The 15,727-nt window shown below is 54.2% G+C and carries 14 protein-coding genes and 1 pseudogene; 10 read left to right on the plus strand and 5 right to left on the minus strand.

Annotation, left to right across the window (positions count from 1 at the left end):
* The coding region (locus ACSZO4_RS19940) for an IS3 family transposase (protein WP_437890834.1) at nucleotides 1-105 on the plus strand (105 nt) is incomplete at its 5' end.
* A gap of 50 nt (nucleotides 106-155) precedes the next feature.
* On the opposite strand, the gene yiiM is transcribed toward ACSZO4_RS19940, so the two are convergent.
* Complete coding sequence (gene yiiM / locus ACSZO4_RS19945; protein WP_437890821.1) at nucleotides 156-830, minus strand: 6-hydroxyaminopurine reductase; 675 nt, start codon at nucleotides 828-830, stop codon at nucleotides 156-158.
* Between the two features lie 158 nt (nucleotides 831-988).
* Here yiiM and ACSZO4_RS19950 point away from each other — a divergent pair, with 158 nt between their 5' ends.
* On the plus strand, nucleotides 989-1,885 hold the full coding sequence (locus ACSZO4_RS19950; RefSeq protein ID WP_437890822.1) for a dihydrodipicolinate synthase family protein: 897 nt from the start codon (nucleotides 989-991) through the stop codon (nucleotides 1,883-1,885).
* Between the two features lie 44 nt (nucleotides 1,886-1,929).
* On the opposite strand, the gene kdgT is transcribed toward ACSZO4_RS19950, so the two are convergent.
* A complete protein-coding gene (gene kdgT / locus ACSZO4_RS19955; RefSeq protein WP_437890823.1) occupies nucleotides 1,930-2,913 on the minus strand; it encodes a 2-keto-3-deoxygluconate transporter in 984 nt (327 codons plus the stop codon).
* Nucleotides 2,914-3,178: 265 nt separating this feature from the next.
* Nucleotides 3,179-3,799 carry a superoxide dismutase [Mn] gene (gene sodA, locus ACSZO4_RS19960; RefSeq protein WP_437890824.1) on the minus strand — a complete coding sequence of 207 codons (621 nt, stop codon included), beginning with the start codon at nucleotides 3,797-3,799 and terminating at the stop codon, nucleotides 3,179-3,181.
* A 300-nt stretch (nucleotides 3,800-4,099) separates the two neighbouring features.
* On the opposite strand from sodA, the pseudogene rhaT reads away from it, so the two are divergent.
* Nucleotides 4,100-5,135: pseudogene (rhaT, locus tag ACSZO4_RS19965) on the plus strand (L-rhamnose/proton symporter RhaT).
* Here the strand turns inward: rhaT and rhaR are convergent.
* Both rhaR and rhaS (ACSZO4_RS19975) read right to left on the minus strand, forming a co-directional pair.
* Nucleotides 5,136-5,984, minus strand: coding sequence for an HTH-type transcriptional activator RhaR (gene rhaR, locus ACSZO4_RS19970; RefSeq protein ID WP_437890825.1), 849 nt, complete (start codon nucleotides 5,982-5,984; stop codon nucleotides 5,136-5,138).
* A gap of 79 nt (nucleotides 5,985-6,063) precedes the next feature.
* On the minus strand, nucleotides 6,064-6,900 hold the full coding sequence (gene rhaS, locus ACSZO4_RS19975) for an HTH-type transcriptional activator RhaS (protein ID WP_437890826.1): 837 nt from the start codon (nucleotides 6,898-6,900) through the stop codon (nucleotides 6,064-6,066).
* 304 nt (nucleotides 6,901-7,204) lie between these two features.
* Between rhaS (ACSZO4_RS19975) and rhaB the strand changes: the two genes are divergently transcribed.
* From rhaB to ACSZO4_RS20010, 7 genes are all read left to right on the plus strand, one after another.
* Nucleotides 7,205-8,674 carry a rhamnulokinase gene (rhaB, locus tag ACSZO4_RS19980; RefSeq protein WP_437890827.1) on the plus strand — a complete coding sequence of 490 codons (1,470 nt, stop codon included), beginning with the start codon at nucleotides 7,205-7,207 and terminating at the stop codon, nucleotides 8,672-8,674.
* Entirely contained in the window at nucleotides 8,671-9,930 is a 1,260-nt protein-coding gene (locus ACSZO4_RS19985; protein ID WP_437890828.1) for an L-rhamnose isomerase, read from the plus strand. The genes rhaB and ACSZO4_RS19985 overlap by 4 nt, the downstream gene beginning before the upstream one ends.
* 160 nt (nucleotides 9,931-10,090) lie before the next feature.
* Nucleotides 10,091-10,921: a rhamnulose-1-phosphate aldolase gene (gene rhaD / locus ACSZO4_RS19990; protein WP_437890829.1), complete on the plus strand. Its 831-nt coding sequence runs from the start codon at nucleotides 10,091-10,093 to the stop codon at nucleotides 10,919-10,921.
* A gap of 88 nt (nucleotides 10,922-11,009) precedes the next feature.
* Nucleotides 11,010-11,996 (plus strand): rhamnose ABC transporter substrate-binding protein, encoded by a 987-nt coding sequence (rhaS, locus tag ACSZO4_RS19995; RefSeq protein ID WP_437890830.1) that lies wholly within the window; start codon nucleotides 11,010-11,012, stop codon nucleotides 11,994-11,996.
* 108 nt (nucleotides 11,997-12,104) lie between these two features.
* Entirely contained in the window at nucleotides 12,105-13,616 is a 1,512-nt protein-coding gene (locus ACSZO4_RS20000) for a sugar ABC transporter ATP-binding protein (RefSeq protein WP_437890831.1), read from the plus strand.
* A complete protein-coding gene (locus ACSZO4_RS20005) occupies nucleotides 13,616-14,620 on the plus strand; it encodes an ABC transporter permease (protein WP_437890832.1) in 1,005 nt (334 codons plus the stop codon). The genes ACSZO4_RS20000 and ACSZO4_RS20005 overlap by 1 nt, the downstream gene beginning before the upstream one ends.
* Nucleotides 14,617-15,621 (plus strand): ABC transporter permease, encoded by a 1,005-nt coding sequence (locus tag ACSZO4_RS20010; protein WP_437890833.1) that lies wholly within the window; start codon nucleotides 14,617-14,619, stop codon nucleotides 15,619-15,621. The genes ACSZO4_RS20005 and ACSZO4_RS20010 overlap by 4 nt, the downstream gene beginning before the upstream one ends.
* Nucleotides 15,622-15,727: the final 106 nt, after the last annotated feature.

Consider the following 15,727-nt stretch of genomic DNA (forward strand, 5'->3'; position numbering starts at 1 on the left):
GCGACAGGGGAATACATCCGCTACTACAATCACGACAGAATAAAGATGGGGCTGGGAGGACTGAGTCCGGTAAATTACCGGACTCAGTCGCACTCTCTGACCTGAACCTGTTCCAGGTTATGGGGTTCAGATCACAATGCGAGGGGAAAAGGGCTTTACTTCCCCCACAATCTGCGTGAATTATCCTCGATAACCCCGCTCAGTCGCCGCTTTTGCATCGTTCTTGTCCAGCTTGCCGAAAGCCCGGCGGCAGAAAGTAAGCGACGATACTGAAGATCATCAAAGGGCATATGCCAGGCGATGGCGATAGCATCCTGAACGCTGACATCGCTGGTGCGTGACGCCAGCTCAAGGGGCGAATCCGTCGAGACCTGCCCTGCCGCAATCACCCGATACAGCCAGCCCACTCGCCCACAGGCCTGCATTTGTGACGCCATATCACTGACATTGAAGTGAAAATTGAGCTTAAAGCAGGGCGAGCGAGGCTGAGTAACCTGAATCAGCGCCTCCCCCCAGCGAAAAATATCACCGATAAAGACGTTTCTTTCCGTCAGTCCAACGGTGGATAAGTTCTCACCAAAAGCCGGGGCGTAGTACAGGTCGCTATTGTCCGGAAATGTCTGCTGCCAGTGGGCGTAATGCTCGCGAGGGTAGTGGCAAAGCGCTCTGTCCGGCCCACCATGGATGACCTTTTCTGCCTCTTCATCACCCTCCAGGCCGTGCTCTGTTAAGCGAAGCTCACCATCCACCTGGCGCTTACCGATAGCGCTGGGCCGGCTGCCCTCATAATCCTTTACTGTTCCTGTATAAACATTAACCGGATGTCGCATTTTTTCCTCCAGCCGCTAAAGTTGATTCACTATTACACCACACTTTTTGCCCTGAAATCGTACAGAAATGAGACACCGGTTCACCCGTATTTCACCGGGACGTGCTATCACTTAATTGCATAAATGAAACGACATTTCATATTCAAGGAGACAGTGACGTGAAGAACAAAAATGAATTTTACGGCGTCTGGTGCCCCTCCATTACGCCAATGACGAATGACGGTAAAGTCGACCTGAACGGATTGAGACAGCATATTTCACGCCTGACTGACGCCAGAATAGATGTCGTACTGCTCATGGGCAGCATCGGCGAATTTGCCTCCTTCACCCTCGATGAACGGCTAATGCTCATCCGCGAAGCGCGGGGCATGACCTCAGGCACGCTGGTCGCCAACGTCTCGTCGACCTGCCTGAACGATGTACTCTGGATGGCAGATGAAGCTTTCCGCACCGGATACGATGCGGTCATGGTATTGCCCACTTACTATTACGGGCAAACACCGGTGCAACTGCTGAGTTACTTCCGCCATCTGGGGCAGCGGCTAAACGGCAAGTGGTTTGCTTATAACTTCCCGGCGCGCACCGGTTGCGACCTCACCCCGGAACTGGTCGCCACCCTGGCCGCGGAATTTCCCAACTTTGCCGGCATCAAAGACACTGTCGACTGTCAGTCACATACCCGTAATATCATTCTGCAAACCCAGAACCTGCGCGATGATTTCGCCGTGCTTTGCGGCTATGACGAATACTTTATCCCTAACCTGTTGGCGGGTGGCGCAGGGGTCATTTCCGGCTTGAATAACGTGATGCCTGAGCTGTTTGTCAGCGCCCGTGAAGCCTGGGAGCAAAACTCTCTTGTTACCCTGCATGAAGTCCAGCGTGAGATTGGCAAATTTATGTCGATTTATACGATTGGCGAGGATTTTGTCACCACCATCAAAACCGTGGTCTCGCGCAAATTTGGCTACTGCGGCGCGACCTCACGTAATTTCGGCGGTGCGCTTACCCCCGCGCAATGCGCCCAGGTTGATGAAATTTTTGGTCGCTATCGTTAAACAAAAAACCGGCCCGCGAGGGTCGGTTTTTGTCTCTGCCAGCGCTATTTTACCGCACTGTGCAAATGGGGGGCTGCCGCCCCGGCTTTCACTTTTCGTGACCAGATTGAGGTCAGAATCGGGACCAGAATTGACGTCACGATAACCGATGTCGCCACCAGCGACGTTGCCGCCGGCGCCATCGCTTTAAACTCCGGTACCATCTCTGCGATCAGGACGGGCGTTACCACCGCAGCCCCCGCAGAACTTGAGGCAGCCAGCCCCGCAGTACCGTCTCCTCCACCCAGCAGCTTATCGGCAATAATCAACGGGATCCCGGTAATCACAATCACCGCCAGCCCAAGCAGAATACCGAGCAAGCCGGTCTGGGCAATAACGCTTAGATCAATAGTGTTACCGAGCGCGAAGGCGAAAAATGGGATCAGGGTTTGTACCGCCCGGGTGAAAAACTCCCGCAATTCGGGGTCCAGGTTACCCAGCCCGAAACCAATCAGGAACGGCAGCACGGCGCCGACAAAAACATGGGGTTCAAACGAGGCGATACCCGCGGTCCCCAGAATCACCATCGTCATCAGCGGGCCTGATTCGAGGGACATCAACACAAACGCCCCGGCTTCTTCTTTGGTGCCGTATTGCTGCATGATGGAGGCGTAAAGGCCGCCATTGGTCATGTCCATGGATGCGACCAGCGCCAGCGTCGACAGCCCGGCAAAGAACCCGGCTTCCACACCGTGCACAGGGAGCAAACGGGACGTCACTGCAGCCACGACCCAGGCAACGGCAATTTTGGTCACCACCAGGGTGCCGGACTTACGCAATACGGTGCCGGTCGCACTGAGCTTAATCGACGCCCCCATACAGAAGAACCACACCGCCAGAATCGGCACCGTGCCGGTTATTATGCCGTTGGTGAAAGAGCCGAAATATTTCCCGGCGCCAGGGGAAAAGGTGTGGCACAGCGCGCCGAGGAACAAAGGAATCAGCATCATCCCGCCAGGGACTTTTTCTATTGCACGTTTGATTTGCATATCTTCACCTGTAAAAAATCACTGATTTTTGTGCGCTATCTCGCTCTTTAGCAGGAGCGTTTCCAGTGCTGATGAAGAAATGCTAGAACTTCGTCACACTCAGAAAAGTGATCTCACAAACAAAATTAAAACAATATTTCATTTTTAGTGGATCACTGTTTCTTTTTATTTTTGCGTTTGGCTAACAGGCATAAAAAAGCCCCTGCCAACAATGTCGGCAGGGGCTCTGTTCTCATCCGTTAGCAAACAGATGATTAACGAAAACTTACTTCTTCGCGGCAAAACGTGCTGCTGCTTCGTCCCAGTTCACTACGTTCCAGAACTCTTTGATGTAGTCCGGGCGGCGGTTCTGGAATTTCAGGTAGTAAGCATGTTCCCATACGTCCAGACCCAGGATCGGGAAGCCAGACGCGCCGGAGACAGCTTCACCCATCAGCGGGGAATCCTGGTTCGCAGTTGAAACTACCGCCAGTTTGTCGCCTTTCAACACCAGCCACGCCCAGCCAGAGCCAAAACGGGTTGCTGCTGCTTTTTCAAATTCAGCTTTGAAATTGTCGACAGAGCCGAAATCGCGCTCGATAGCCGCTTGCAGATCGCCCTGCAAAGTGGTGCCTTTTTTCAGGCCTTTCCAGAAGAAACTGTGGTTAGCATGGCCGCCAGCGTTATTACGCAGAACGGTTTTTTTGTCAGCCGGCAGTTGATCCAGTTTGGTAATCAGCTCTTCAGCGGACAGGCTGGCGAATTCTGGCAGGCTTTCCAGCGCGGCGTTGGCATTGTTTACATAAGCCTGATGATGCTTAGAGTGATGGATCTCCATCGTCTGCTTGTCGAAATGAGGTTCAAGTGCATCGTACGCGTACGGCAGGGATGGCAGTGTATAGCTCATACTAATTCTCCATTATTGTCGGGCGGCAGGTGTGTTAACGCCGCGTAAGCAGTTGGTTCATTATAGTTAGTTAAATGGTATTGAAAATGTTTATCAATGCCGTAATTTTAATATGGTTATAACATTTGGTTATGATGCTGAAATTGTGACCTTTCTCAACTACATCACGTCCTTATTGCCAACTCACCGTCGAACACGGCAGTCATTTCAAGGTTAATTAACCGCGCGATTTTTACACTCAACACTATCGGCTGATTCTATTCCGATATTAAGAGCTTAAAATAATAATGGAGATTTGATATGAGTAATGGAATTACTTTAGGTATCTTTTGGCATTTGATAGGCGCAGCCAGTGCAGCCTGTTTCTATGCACCGTTTAAAAAAGTCAAACACTGGTCCTGGGAAACGATGTGGTCAATAGGCGGTTTTGTCTCCTGGATTATTCTTCCCTGGACTATCAGCACGATATTATTGCCTGATTTCTGGTCCTACTACGGTTCTTTCAGCCTCTCCACCCTGTTGCCCGTTTTCCTGTTTGGTGCAATGTGGGGCATTGGTAACATTAACTATGGCCTTACCATGCGCTATTTAGGCATGTCGATGGGCATTGGTATCGCCATCGGCATCACACTGATTGTCGGTACGCTAATGACGCCCATTATCAATGGCCAGTTCGGCACGCTCATCAACACCAAAGGCGGTCAGATGACGCTACTTGGCGTTCTGGTTGCACTGACTGGCGTGGGTATCGTCACCAGAGCCGGACAGCTGAAAGAGCGAAAAATGGGTATTAAAGCCGAAGAGTTCAACCTAAAAAAAGGCATAACTCTCGCAGTCATGTGCGGTATTTTCTCTGCTGGCATGTCATTCGCCATGAATGCTGCAAAACCGATGCACGATGCAGCTGCTGCGCTGGGGGTCGATCCACTTTATGTGGCGCTGCCCAGCTACGTCGTGATTATGGGGGGGGGGAGCGTTAATCAACCTCAGCTTCTGCTTTATCCGTTTAGCAAAAGTGAGCTCATTGTCGATAAAATCCGACTTCTCGCTGACAAAATCGCTGATTATCAGCAATATTCTGATGTCTGCGCTGGCAGGTCTGATGTGGTATTTGCAGTTCTTCTTTTACGCCTGGGGCCACGCCAGTATTCCGTCACAATATGAATACATCAGTTGGATGCTCCACATGAGCTTCTACGTGCTGTGTGGAGGTATTGTCGGGCTATTACTGAAAGAGTGGAACTATGCCGGACGACGTCCGATTGCCGTGCTGATTCTTGGTTGTGCGGTGATTATTGTTGCGGCCAATATCGTTGGTCTCGGCATGGCAAACTGATCAAGCAGTAACACGACTACGATGACGCCATTGACCTGGCGTCATTCCTACTTCCCGACTGAACACCACCGAAAAATAGTTACTGTCCTCAAAGCCACATTGCATGGCGATTTCACCAATCATCTGTTCAGAATGCTGTAACAGATACTGCGCATGACAAATCCGCAGCTGACGTAAGTAGTGATTGATGGTCATACCGGTCTGGTTGCGAAATTGCTGACGCAGGGTGCGCTCGCTGCACTGCTCCTGTTCACAAAAGCGTTCAAGGATAAAGCTGCGATTAAGGCTGCCGGAGAGCGCGGTTATCAGTTTATCCAGCAGCGGTTCGCTATCGGCGGCGGCCAGATTATCGGTAGCAAAGCGATGGCGTTTTAAGAGAATCACCAGTTGGGCGAATAACGCTTCAGCCATGGAATTCGACAGCGCGTCGTTTTTGGTGCTTTCCTGTTCAAGCTGGGTTATCACCTGCCGCGCCTGTAGCATTCCGCTGCTGCCGATTCGCCAGTGTGGCATCCACCCGGCGTCGTCCAGACCCGGAATACAGCCTGCCCAGTCAAAGTTAAGCGCCAGCCGCTCCGGGCGGTAGATAATGTTTTGCAGCACCAGGTCATTAACGGACGCATAGGCGTGCTTGTCCTGCGCACGCACATAAAACAGATCGCCGCGGGTAATACGATAAGGTCTGTCATTCAGGACATGCAGTCCGTTGCCGCGCCACACCAACACCAGTTCATAAAACTCATGCGTATGCTCAGCGAACACATTTTGTGGATAGCGATCTGCCACCGCGACAGTCTGCCCTGAGCGGGGGAAAAAATCGGCGCTACGAAGAATTAACGGGTTTACCACAATGCCACCTCAGCCCAAAACAACCGATAAGTATTAGCTGATTTGCGACAAAAAATCGGTGACAGCCTTCTCGTTACCGTTACTGCAATGGCACATCCCTCCCCTGGCGGATATCGCGCGGCGACCAGTCGAATTCACGGCGAAAAAGGGTCGAAAAGTGGTTACTGTCGCCAAAGCCGCAGCGATAAGCGATATCCGTGACGCTATCATCACTATGACGCAACATATGCCGCGCCTTGATCAAACGCAGACGATTAAGATAACGCTGCGGCGTCAGCCCCGTGTACTGCTTAATCTGGCGGTGAAGCGTGCGCAGCGACAAAGTGAACCTATCCGCCAGTGACTCCCAGCACACCTCGTCGGCAAAGTTGTCTTCCAGCCATGAAATTAGCTGGTTCAGGCGCGCATCATTACTCATCCCCCCCTCTTGCAGGCTGCTTTTGCGCAGCAGCACCAGCAACTGCATAAACAGAATTTCACGGTTTGCGGAAGTCGCCATGTCCATCTCCTCGCCAACGGTTTCCATCTCGCCAACGATACGACGTACCTGTTGCAACACGCACTGATTTACGCGCCAGTGTGACGGGTAATGACCATCCTGTTCCTGCGGGAGTAACGCATTTAGTCCGGCCAAAAATCTAAAAGCGTCCGGTGAGCGATACAGCACATTCGTCAGACAAAGGTTGTCAGTATGTTCATATAAATGCCGGTCATGATCGCGCACGAAGCATACGGTGCCCCCGCTGATGGTATAAGACTGGCCGTTAAACACATGAATACCTGTACCGTGTTCAACAATCACAATCTCATGAAAATCATGATGATGTTCAGGAAATGCCGTCTGAGGCAGTCGCGGCTCAATGGCGACGGGCATCATGCCAGAAGGAAAAAAATCCACGCTGTGTAATACGGTCATGACGGCCTCACTGACGAATGAGAAATGTTCTCAAAATAGTAATTAAGAGTGACAGTTCGCACCTTGAATTTTCGACCGCAAAACTGGTAAAGCCTGTCATTTTTTCAAGAAAGGGGGGTAAAGATCGGGAATTGCAGCCTGTGTCACACCGCGGAAAACGCAGGGTTTTATGCGAAAGTGTGAACTGTCTCACTTTCATCTTTGCTTTCTTGCCAGTCACCTGGCGGGGCTGTCATTAGCAAGAAGGTTGCGAAAGCGGCCTCTTTTTAAACTGGGGGGGAATAACACTTACAAGGATCTCCTCATGACATTTCGCCATTGTGTCGCGGTTGATTTAGGTGCCTCCAGCGGACGAGTAATGCTGGCGCGTTACGACCGCCAGGGCCGTGCGCTGACGCTTCGCGAAATCCACCGTTTCGCTAACTGTTTACAAAAAGTCGACGGCTTTGACTGCTGGGATATCGACAGCCTGGAAGCTGAAATTCGCCAGGGACTGCACAAGGTATGTGCGCAGGGTATCCAGCCGGACAGTATCGGCATTGATACCTGGGGCGTGGATTATGTGCTGATTGATAAACAGGGTCAGCGCGTTGGACTCCCGATTGCCTATCGTGACGATCGTACTGACGGCATCATGGCCCAGGCGATGCAGGCACCGGGCAAAGCCGATATCTATCAGCGCAGCGGCATTCAGTTTTTGCCCTTCAATACCCTGTACCAGTTTCGCGCATTAGCCCAACAACAGCCTGAACTTATTGAGCAGGCCGCACATGCGTTGCTGATCCCGGACTACTTCAGCTTCCGCCTGACCGGCAAGCTGAACTGGGAATACACCAACGCCACCACCACCCAACTGGTCAATATCAACACCGATAACTGGGATGCCACGCTGCTGGCGTGGGCAGGTGTGCCTGCCCGCTGGTTTGGCGTACCAACCCATCCGGGTAATGTGATTGGCCACTGGCGCTGCCCGCAGGGCAACGATATCCCGGTCGTCGCTGTCGCCAGCCATGATACTGCCAGCGCAGTCATCGCCGCGCCGTTGGGCGACAAAGATGCCGCTTACCTCTCATCCGGCACATGGTCGCTGGTGGGTTTTGAAAGCAAAACCCCGTACACCAGTGAGAAAGCCCTGGCGGCGAATATCACTAACGAAGGTGGAGCTGAAGGACGTTACCGGGTGTTGAAAAATATCATGGGCCTGTGGCTTTTGCAGCGGGTGCTGAAAGAACACAACATCAGCAGCCTGCCGGCCCTGATTGCCAGTGCCGAACAACTGCCCGCCTGCGGCTTCCTGATCAATCCAAACGATGACCGCTTTATCAATCCGCACAACATGAGCGCCGAAATTCAGGCCGCCTGCGTGGAAGCAGGGCAACAGGCGCCGCAGAACGCGGCTGAGCTGGCGCGCTGCATCTTCGACAGCCTCGCACTGCTGTACGCCGATGCGATCGGTGAACTGGCAGCACTACGCGGCAAGCCTTTTACCCGCCTGCATATTGTCGGCGGCGGCTGCCAGAACGAGATGCTCAATCAGCTTTGCGCCGACGCCTGCGGCCTGCCGGTGATTGCCGGACCTGTTGAAGCCTCAACGCTGGGCAATATTGGCGTGCAGCTGATGACGCTGGACGAATTAATCAATGTTGATGATTTCCGTAAGGTGGTGGCCGCCAGCCACAGCCTGAAAACCTTCACCCCGAATTCTGATAACGACATCGCCCGCTATGTGGCGCGATTTCAGCAGACACGACTGACTAAGGAGCTTTGCGCATGACCACTCAACCAGAACAAGCCTGGGAACTCGCTAAACAGCGTTTTGCCGCTGTAGATATCGATGCCGAAGAGGCATTGCGGAAGCTCGACAAGCTGCCGGTCTCCATGCACTGCTGGCAGGGCGACGATGTTGCAGGGTTTGAAAACCCGGAAGGTGGCCTGACCGGCGGTATTCAGGCAACCGGCAACTATCCAGGTAAGGCGCGTAATGCGAATGAACTGCGGGCCGATCTGGAGCAGGCGCTCAGTCTGATCCCAGGCCCCAAACGCCTCAATCTGCACGCCATTTACCATGAAGGCGGCGCGACAATCAGCCGCGATGCCATCAAACCTGAGCATTTCAAAAACTGGGTGGAATGGGCGAAAGCTAACAAGCTGGGCCTGGACTTTAACCCGTCGTGCTTCTCTCACCCGCTAAGTGCCGACGGCTTCACACTCTCCCACGCGAACGATGAAATCCGCCAGTTCTGGATTGATCATGTGAAAGCCAGCCGTCGCGTTTCTGCTTACTTTGGCGAGCAGCTCGGCACGCCATCGGTGATGAACATCTGGATCCCGGACGGGATGAAAGATGTGACCGTTGACCGCCTGGCGCCGCGCCAGCGTCTGCTGGAGGCGCTGGATGAGGTGATCAGCGAAAAACTGAACCCGGCCCACCACATTGATGCCGTTGAAAGCAAACTGTTCGGTATCGGCGCAGAGAGCTACACCGTCGGATCCAATGAGTTCTATATGGGCTACGCCACCAGCCGCCAGACCGCACTGTGCCTTGATGCCGGACACTTTCACCCGACCGAAGTCATCTCCGACAAAATTTCTGCCGCGATGCTGTATGTGCCGCGCCTGCTGCTGCACGTCAGCCGTCCGGTTCGTTGGGACAGTGACCATGTTGTGCTGCTGGATGATGAAACCCAGGCAATCGCCAGCGAAATCGTCCGGCATAACCTGTTCGATCGCGTGCATATCGGTCTCGATTTCTTTGATGCCTCAATCAACCGCATCGCCGCATGGGTTATCGGTACTCGCAATATGAAAAAGGCGCTGCTGCGTGCCCTGCTGGAGCCGGTTGAGCAGTTGCGTCAGCTGGAAGCTGAGGGGGATTACACAGCTCGCCTGGCGCTGCTGGAGGAGCAAAAATCCTTACCCTGGCAGGCGGTGTGGGAGATGTATTGCCTGCGTCATGACACGCCGATGGGCTACCAGTGGCTGGAGCGTGTACGGGCGTATGAGAAAGAGGTATTGAGCCAACGCGGGTAAGGCCACCCTCACCCCGGCCCTCTCCCAAAAGGGAGAGGGAGAAAAGCAGGCCCTCTGCGCAATATCAGCAGAGCGCACCACACAGTTCCCTCGCCCCTTTTGGGGAGAGGATTAGGGTGAGGGGAAAACCCCGCACCGATTAAACAGGAACCAAAAGACTATGCAGAACATTATCAACGCCTGGTTTACCCAGGGCATTATCAAAGCCACCTCTGACGCCTGGCTCAAAGGCTGGGATGAGCGCAACGGCGGCAACCTGACCCTGCGTCTGGATGATGCAGACATTGCTCCCTATGGCGCCGATTTCCATGCTGAACCGCGCTACATTGCGCTGAGCCAGCCAATGCCTTTACTCGCCAATACGCCGTTTATTGTCACCGGTTCCGGCAAATTCTTCCGTAACGTCCAGCTCGATCCAGCCGCCAATCTCGGCGTGGTAAAAGTGGACAGCGACGGCGCGGGCTACCACATTTTATGGGGCCTGACTAACGAAGCGGTACCGACCTCGGAACTGCCAGCCCACTTCCTGTCACACTGTGAACGCATCAAGGCTACCGACGGCAAAGACCGTGTCATCATGCACTGTCACGCCACCAACCTGATAGCTCTCACCTATGTGCTGGAAAATTCGACCGATCTTATCACCCGTAAACTGTGGGAAGGCAGCACCGAGTGTCTGGTCGTCTTCCCGGATGGCGTAGGTATTCTGCCGTGGATGGTGCCAGGTACTGATGAAATCGGCCAGGCCACCGCCCAGGAGATGAGCAAACATTCCCTGGTGCTGTGGCCATTCCACGGCGTCTTTGGCAGCGGCCCTACGCTTGACGAGGCCTTTGGTCTTATCGATACCGCGGAGAAATCGGCACAAGTGCTGGTGAAAGTCTATTCCATGGGCGGCATGAAACAGACCATCAACCGGGAAGAACTGATTGCGCTGGGTAAACGCTTTGGCGTCACCCCGCTGGCAAGTGCGTTAGAGCTGTACCAATAAGAACGTCCTATAACCCCTTCGGGCAACGATCCGAAGGGGAAACTCTGTTACCTATGCAGTAAAAACACTAACTCGTGGAGTAAAAGCAATGAAAATTAAAGCAAGCTTGATCCTCACCGTTGCCGCTCTGGCGTTGTCCGGTTCCGCTTTAGCAGAAGTCAAAATCGCGCTCGTGGCGAAATCATTAGGAAATGGTTTTTTTGAAGCAGCAAACACCGGGGCGCAGGAAGCGGCCAAAGAGTTAGGCGATGTCAAAGTTATCTATACCGGCCCAACCACCACTACCGCAGAAGCACAGATCGAAGTGCTTAACGGCCTGATCGCTCAGGGTGTGGATGCGATCGCGATTTCCGCCAACGATCCCGATGCCGTGGTGCCGGTGCTGAAAAAAGCGATGCAGCGAGGTATTAAAGTCGTCTCCTGGGACTCCGGCGTGGCAAAAGATGGCCGTCAAATCCACCTGAACCCCTCCAATAATGCCCTGATTGGCGAAACCAACGTCAAGCTGGCTGCCGATGCGTTAAAAGCGCTGAATGTGGAAAAAGGGGAGGTGGCGATCCTGAGCGCGACCCCAACCTCTGCAAACCAGAACACCTGGATTGCGGAGATGAAAAAGGTCCTGCCACAGTACCCGTCTGTCAATCTGGTGACCGTCGCCTATGGTGACGACCTTTCGGATAAGAGCTACCGCGAAGCAGTCGGCCTGCTGAAAACGTACCCGGATCTGAAGGTGATTGTCTCCCCGTCATCCGTCGGCATCGTGGCGGCTGCGCAGGCGGTTAAAGATCAGGGCAAGATTGGCAAAGTGTACGTCACCGGGCTGGGTCTACCGTCTGAAATGGCCGGGGCTATCAAATCCGGGGCCAGCAAAAGCTTCGCCATCTGGAACCCGATCGATCTGGGCTATGCCGCCACTTACCTGGCAGATGACCTCGTCAAAGGGACGGCAACCAAAACCGAGGCCAATATGGGCAAACTCGGCAAGGTGAAACTGGATGCTGACGGCAGCGGCGCAATGGCAGAGCCGTTCGTCTACGACGCCAGCAACATTGATAAGTTCTCGAAAATTTTCTAATCCCTTCTCCCTCTCCCAGTGGGAGAGGGCCGGGGTGAGGGCATCAGGCGGCACGCCACCTTCACCCTAATCTTCTTCCGAGGGGAGAGGGGATATTTGGAGAACATCATGACGGCATCCACACCCCTGCTGTCGCTCAAGGGCATCACCAAGGTTTTCCCTGGTGTTCGTGCTCTTGAGAACGTACAGCTCAACCTCTGGCCCGGCAGCGTCACCGCACTTATCGGTGAAAACGGCGCGGGCAAGTCCACGCTGGTCAAAGTGATGACCGGTATTTACCAGCCTGAAGAGGGCGAAATCCTTTATAAAGCCATTCCCATTCAGCTTCCGACGCCGGAATCTGCACACAAGGTGGGGATCACCGCCATACACCAGGAAACGGTGCTGTTCGACGAATTGTCCGTTACGGAGAATATTTTCGTGGGTCAGTATCTCTACAAAGGCCTGCTGAAAAAGCTCGACTGGCCCGCGATGCACCAGAAGGCAAGAGATATTCTGACCCGCCTGGAAGTGCAAATCGACCCACGCGCCACCCTCAAAACCCTGAGCATTGCCCAGCGCCATATGGTCGCTATCGCGCGCGCACTCTCCTTTGAGGCGCAGGTGGTCATCCTGGACGAACCCACCGTCGCCCTCTCACAACACGAGATTCTGGAGTTTTATCAAATCGTTGAACGGTTAAAACAGGAGGGCAAAGCCATTCTGTTTATCTCGCACAAGTTTGATGAAATCTTCGAGCTGGCGGACTACTACACCATTCTGCGCGATGGGGTGTATGTCGGCTCCGGCACCATGTCGGAAATAACCGAAGAGCGGATGGTGGCCATGATGGTCGGTCGCGCCATCACCCAGACCTACCCGAAAATCAGCGCGGAAATGGGTGAAACGGTGCTGGAAGTGAAAGACCTTTGCCACCCTACCGAATTCGCCCATATCGACTTCTCCCTGCGCAAAGGTGAGATCCTCGGCTTCTACGGCCTGGTGGGCGCCGGGCGAACAGAGTTAATGCAGGCGCTCTCCGGTGTCTCACGGCCCTCTTCTGGTGACATTATCCTCAACGGTAAAAAGGTGCATTTCCGCCAGCCCGCCGACGCCATTCAGGCCGGAATTGTTTGCGTACCGGAAGAGCGGCAGAAGCAAGGCGCGATTATCGAAATGCCCATCGCGCAAAACATCAGCCTGCCACAGCTTGGCAAACTTAACCCCAACGGCGTGCTCAATGATGCCAGAGAGTGGGCGCTGGCAGATGAGTACGCCAGACGCCTGCAGGTCAAAGCCTTTAGCTGGAAACAGCCGGTGGAAACCCTCTCCGGCGGCAATCAGCAGAAAGTGGTTATCGGCAAATGGCTGGCTACCCATCCGGACGTGATCATCCTCGACGAACCGACCAAAGGTATCGATATTGGCTCGAAAGCGGCGGTACATCAGTTTATGTCTGAACTGGTCTCGCACGGACTGGCGGTGATTATGGTGTCGTCGGAATTACCGGAAATGATGGGCATGGCGGATCGCATCATTGTGATGCATGAAGGGTTGATGGTCGCTGAATACCAGGCCGGAGAGGCCACGGCGGAAACCATTGTCAGTGCCGCCAGCGGCGCCGGTAAGGAGGCAGCATAATGTGGCAAAAACTGCTGAAACACCGTGAAGCCCTGCTGGGCGGTGTTGTCGTGCTGATGGTGCTCGCCATCGGCAGCCGTGTGCCGTCGTTTATCGGCCCCGGCAATCTGGTGGAGATGTTCAACGACACCGCCATTCTTATCATCCTGGCGCTCGGGCAGATGATGGTGCTGCTGACCAAGGGCATTGATTTATCGATGGCGGCAAACCTGGCGCTGACCGGAATGATTGTCGCCTTGCTGAACTTCCATTATCCGAATATCCCGGTCTGGGCGCTGCTGATGCTGGCCACCGGGCTTGGGCTGGTAATGGGGATGATCAACGGCCTGCTGGTCTGGAAAATGGGTATTCCGGCGATTGTGGTCACACTTGGCACCATGAGCATCTATCGCGGAATCATCTTCCTGCTTTCCAGTGGCGGCTGGATCAACTCCCATCAGATGAGCGCTGACTTTCTCGGGCTGCCGCGAGCCTCACTCCTTGGCTTACCGGTGCTGAGTTGGTGTGCGATTGCCGCCTTGCTGGTCGTGAGCTATTTCCTGCGTTACAGCCGGACAGGCCGCGCCCTTTACACCGCAGGGGGTAATGCTACGGCAGCGTATTACACCGGGATCAACGCCGGGAAAATGCAGTTCATCAGCTTCTGTCTTTCCGGCGCGCTGGCGGGATTTTGCGGCTATCTGTGGATTTCACGTTTTGCCGTGGCGTATGTCGACGTGGCTAACGGTTTTGAGTTGCAGGTCGTGGCAGCCTGTGTGATTGGCGGCATCAGTACCATGGGCGGCACGGGCCGGGTACTGGGATGTTTGTTGGGCGCCCTGTTCCTCGGCGTTATCAACAATGCACTGCCTGTCATCGGTATTTCCCCCTTCTGGCAGATGGCTATCTCCGGCACGGTGATTGTCATTGCGGTTCTGCTGAATGAACGTGGCAACAAACGCAAAGGTCGTCTGATCCTGCGCGATGCGGCTCTGGCTCGACAGAAAATGGCGGTGAAATCATGACCAAAATGCTGACATCGAATGCGGTAAATACGGCCCCAACCGCAACCTCCTTCTGGCAGCGCTTACTCTGTTGGGAAGGATTTTTACTGGCGGTCACCCTGACGGTTTTTATTGCCAATTCGCTGGCCTCGCCCTATTTCCTCAATATCTGGAACCTCTCGGACGCCACCTTCAACTTCACCGAAAAAGCGATCATCGTATTGCCCATGGCGATGCTGATTATTGCCCGTGAAATTGACCTGTCAGTGGCCTCGACCATTGCGCTCAGCTCTACGGTGATGGGTTTCTGCGCGGCCGCGGGTATGGACACCCCGCTGCTCATTTGCATCGGTTTAGGCGTCGGGCTGCTGTGCGGATTGTTCAATGGCCTGCTGGTGACGCGCTTTAACCTCTCGTCGATCGTTATCACCATCGGCACCATGAGTCTGTACCGCGGCATTACTTACATTTTGCTTGGCGATCAGGCGCTGAACAGCTGGCCGGATAGCTTCGCCTGGTTTGGTCAGGGCTATGTGTTCGGCGCGCTGTCGTTTGAGTTTGCGCTGTTTATCGTGCTCGCCATCGTCTTTGCCTTTCTGCTGCACCGCACCAACTTTGGTCGCCGCACCTACGCCATCGGCAACAACCCGACCGGCGCCTGGTACTCCGGCATCAACGTTAAACGCCACAACCTGATTTTGTTTGCGCTGGTGGGATTAATGGCGGGGCTGGCTTCGGTGCTGCTGACCTCGCGCCTGGGCAGTACCCGTCCGACGATTGCGCTGGGCTGGGAACTTTCGGTAGTCACGATGGCCGTGCTGGGTGGCGTCAATATCCTCGGCGGCTCCGGCAGCATGGTGGGCGTGGTGATTGCAGCCTTCCTGATGGGGCTGGTGACCTTTGGTCTGAGCCTGCTTAACGTCCCGGGTATTGTGATGTCGATTATCGTCGGCGCGATGCTGATCGTGGTGATTTCACTGCCGATTATCTACCGCCGGGTCATGCAGCGCAGGCGCATTTAATTTGCCCCTCACCCTAACCCTCTCCCTCAGGGCTGTCTCTTGATCAGATCTCCTGATCAAGAGACATCGCCAGTCTGTAGCCTTCAACCATTTCCTGGAGCCTGAA

It is taken from the genome of Phytobacter sp. V91 (genome assembly GCF_965644225.1).
Classification (GTDB): Bacteria; Pseudomonadota; Gammaproteobacteria; order Enterobacterales; family Enterobacteriaceae; genus CBFFRJ01.